The 3,214-nt window shown below is 70.9% G+C and carries 5 protein-coding genes; 3 read left to right on the top strand and 2 right to left on the bottom strand.

The annotated features are described in order from the left end of the window. Both VIB55_RS17085 and VIB55_RS17080 read right to left on the bottom strand, forming a co-directional pair. Positions 1–524: glycogen/starch/alpha-glucan phosphorylase (locus tag VIB55_RS17085; protein ID WP_331877878.1), on the bottom strand; the 524-nt coding region annotated here is incomplete at its 3' end. 205 nt (positions 525–729) lie between these two features. After that, positions 730–1,956, bottom strand: coding sequence for a sensor histidine kinase (locus tag VIB55_RS17080; RefSeq protein WP_331877877.1), 1,227 nt, complete (start codon positions 1,954–1,956; stop codon positions 730–732). Positions 1,957–2,082: 126 nt separating this feature from the next. On the opposite strand from VIB55_RS17080, the gene VIB55_RS17075 reads away from it, so the two are divergent. The 3 genes from VIB55_RS17075 to VIB55_RS17065 all read left to right on the top strand — a co-directional run. Further along, a complete protein-coding gene (locus VIB55_RS17075) occupies positions 2,083–2,382 on the top strand; it encodes a hypothetical protein (protein ID WP_331877876.1) in 300 nt (99 codons plus the stop codon). Then, positions 2,379–2,585 (top strand): hypothetical protein, encoded by a 207-nt coding sequence (locus VIB55_RS17070; RefSeq protein WP_331877875.1) that lies wholly within the window; start codon positions 2,379–2,381, stop codon positions 2,583–2,585. Before VIB55_RS17075 ends, VIB55_RS17070 begins: the two co-directional genes overlap by 4 nt. Positions 2,586–2,634: 49 nt before the next feature. Then, the coding region (locus VIB55_RS17065; protein WP_331877874.1) for an MBL fold metallo-hydrolase at positions 2,635–3,214 on the top strand (580 nt) is incomplete at its 3' end.

The following is a 3,214-nucleotide window of genomic DNA, read 5'->3' as shown; positions in this document are numbered from 1 at the left end:
TCCTTCAGCCAGTTGTCGGGCTTTTCCACCTGCCGGCCGCGCTCGTCCACCGCCTGGCGGAAGATGCCGTGCTCGTAGCGGATGCCGTAGCCCATCCCGGGCAGCTCCAGGGTGGCCATGCTGTCCAGGTAGCAGGCCGCCAGCCGCCCCAGGCCGCCGTTGCCCAGCCCCGCGTCGGGCTCGCGCTCCTGCAGCTCTTCCATGTCGTACCCCAGCTCCTGCAGCGCCTCGGCCGCGGCGCCGGAGTAGCCCAGGTTGATCAGCGCGTTGCCCAGCGTGCGCCCGATCAGGAACTCCAGCGACAGGTAGTACACGCGCTTGACGTCGCTCTGCTCGTAGCGCGCGTTGGTGGCGGCCCAGCGGTCGGCCAGGCGGTCGCGGACGGTCCACGAGGTGGCCATGTACACGTCGCGCTCCGTGGCCGCGGCCAGGTCGCGGGCCAGGGTATAGCGCACGTGCGACTCCACTTCGCGCTTCAGGGCTTCGACCCGCGTGTTCCGGCGGCCGGCGTCGATGGTGTGCATGGGAATATCCGGCAGTTCGAGTGGATCGTGCAGGACTGGGGCGGCGACGAAAATCCTTGCTGGCCCGCCGCTCGCGGCGGCCCGGGCACCTCGGGCACGACGCGTGAACAGATGAATAGCGTTCCGGCGGAGACGGCGGGCGGTTCCCCCGCGGCCGAATAAGTTAGAACGTGAGACGAATCAGGGACAGGGGCGGCCGCGGCCGTTACACGTCGGGCGCCGAGGCCGCCCCGCCGCGGCGCTCGCGGTCCGCCGCGCGGCGGCAGGGAACGGCCAGCAGAAAGCGCGAGCCGGCGGACTGGTCGAACTCGGCCCACGCGCGGCCGCCCAGCGACTCCACCGTGTCGCGCACGATGCTGAGCCCCAGCCCGGTGCCCTCTACCCCGGTGATGGTGCCGTGGGCGCGGTAGAAGCGGGAAAACAGCTTGTCGCGCGCCTCTTCGGGCACCCCCAGCCCGTTGTCTTCCACGGCGATCACCAGGTCGGCTCCGCCGTCGCCCGCCCGCACGTCGGCCCTCAGGCGCACCCAGCGGTTGGAGCGCGACGGGTCGGAGTACTTGATGGCGTTCGACACGTAGTTGGTCAGGCACAGCTCGATCGCCCCGGCATTCACCTCTACGTCGGGCATGTCTTCGATCACCACCCGCACGTTGCGCGCGCTCGACATCTCGCGAAGCTGCCGGCACACCTCGGCCGCCACGCGGGGGAGCGGAACGTTGCGCTGGTGGCGTGAGTCGCTGTCCATCTTCGACAGTTCCAGCAGGTTCTGCAGCACGTCCTGCATTCCCTCGGCGTTCTGCACCACCATGGCCGCGAAGCGCGCGCGGCGCTCGGGGTCTGCCGAGATGTGGGGATCCTCCAGCAGCTGCCCCGCCCCGAGCACGGCGCTGATGCGGTTCTTCAGCTCGTGGGTGACGGTGCGGTTGAAGCCGCGCAGCCGGTCTTCGCGCTCGCGCACCCGCTCCGACGCCAGCCGCAGGTACTGCGAGGTGGTGAGCTGCTGGATGATGGACACGGCGCGGAACAGGCGGTGGGCGCAGGCCAGCAGCTCGGCCCGCGTGCACGGGTCGTCGATGTTCTCCACCGTCCGCACCAGGAAGGCGAAGAGCACGCCCCCCAGGAGCTCGTATTCCTTGAGGATCTCGTGGACGTCGAAGCCCTGCGCGTAGCGAAGCTCGCCCAGCTCCATGGCCTTGCCCACCACCGGCGACTCGGCCACGATGTCGACGGCCGGGTTTTCCAGGTAGTCGGCGATGCGGTCCATCAGCAGCGGAACGTGGTTCAGCAGCTCTTCGGTGGGGAAAACGGTGTTGGGGTCGATGTCGACGCGCGCGACGATGCGGTCCAGCCAGCGCCGGGTAAGGTCGTTCCGCTCGCCGCGCATGCGCTCCGCCAGCACGGCGGCAAGCTTGCAGTTGATGTTTATGTCCATTCGCAGGTCGTGCGTCCGGGCCGGGCTGGAAGTTGCTCGTGGCGAAGCACGTTGCGGGCCACGCCCGCGGGGCTCTACGTTGTGCCGGCGGGCCAGGAATGCCGGGCACCAGAACGCGGTGAGGCAATGCCGGTACGGAGCTTTCTCGATCCCGACGGACGCGAGTGGAACGTCTGGAGCGTGACGCCCAGCCGCAAGTCGGACCTGTTCCTCCCCGAATCCATGGCCGAGGGCTGGCTGTGCTTCGAATGCGGCACCGAAAAGCGCCGACTTCACCCGGTCAGCGCCGACTGGGAGGCGCTGGGCGAGCCCGAGCTGCTGGCCCTGTGCATGAGCGCCGACCCCGTCGCGCCCCGCCCCGATCGCCGGCCCCGGCCGGAGCTCGCCCCCGAGCCCCTTCCCGCCACCCCATCCGCCACCGAATGAGCGACAACGAATCGCCCCCGCCGGGCCCGCCGGCCGAGGGCACCATCGACGAGGTGGTGGAGCGCACGCGCAGCATGCTCCGCAAGTCGCGCGACCTGCTGCAATCCTCGCGCGACCTGCTGAACAAGGTGCACCAGCCGGGTTCGCGGGCGAAGGCGAGCCCGGAGAAAACAGACGGCGACGACGGGCGCGGATCTTCCTGATCCCCGCCCGTTCCGCCGCTGGGAACCTGCTCCACCCCGTGCCGAAGAGATGATCCGCACGCTGCTGGCCCCCAACCCGTCGCCGATGACACTGGACGGCACCCGCACCTTCCTGGTGGGGCGCGAGCGGCCGGTGGTCATCGATCCCGGACCCGCCGACCCCGCGCACCTGGATGCCATCGCCGCCGCGCTGGAGGGACATCCGCCCGTGGCCATCCTCCTCACCCACGCGCACCCCGACCACGCCGACGCCGCCCCGGAGCTGGCCCGGCGCACCGGCGCGCCGGTGATGATGGCCCGCGGCGCCGCCGGCCCGCGCCTGTACGATGGCGCCGTCCGCTGGATCGGCGAGCGGGACCGCGTGGAGACGAATGCCGGGGTGCTGCGCGTGATCCAGACGCCCGGGCACGCGCCGGAGCACATCGTGTTTCTCCTGGATGCGAACGGGGGCGAGGGCGACCGTGCCCTCTTCGCCGGCGACCTGTTCATGGGCGGCGCCGACACCACGCTGGTGGCCCCGCCGGAGGGAGACCTGACCGAGTACCTGCGGTCCCTGGACCGGGTGCAGGCGCTGAACCCGTCCGCCATCCACCCCGCGCACGGGCCCACGATCGAGGATCCGCTCCCCG

It is taken from the genome of Longimicrobium sp., assembly GCF_036554565.1.
Lineage (GTDB): Bacteria > Gemmatimonadota > Gemmatimonadetes > Longimicrobiales > Longimicrobiaceae > Longimicrobium.
The sequence above is the reverse complement of the archived record's forward strand: the minus strand, read 5'-3'. Positions and strand labels throughout refer to the sequence as shown.

What these genes read in the sequence shown, in the direction of transcription:
- VIB55_RS17080 (WP_331877877.1), bottom strand. Translation starts at nt 1,956, where the DNA reads ATGGACATAAACATCAACTGCAAGCTTGCCGCCGTGCTGGCGGAGCGC.
- VIB55_RS17075 (WP_331877876.1), top strand. Translation starts at nt 2,083, where the DNA reads ATGCCGGTACGGAGCTTTCTCGATCCCGACGGACGCGAGTGGAACGTC.
- VIB55_RS17070 (WP_331877875.1), top strand. Translation starts at nt 2,379, where the DNA reads ATGAGCGACAACGAATCGCCCCCGCCGGGCCCGCCGGCCGAGGGCACC.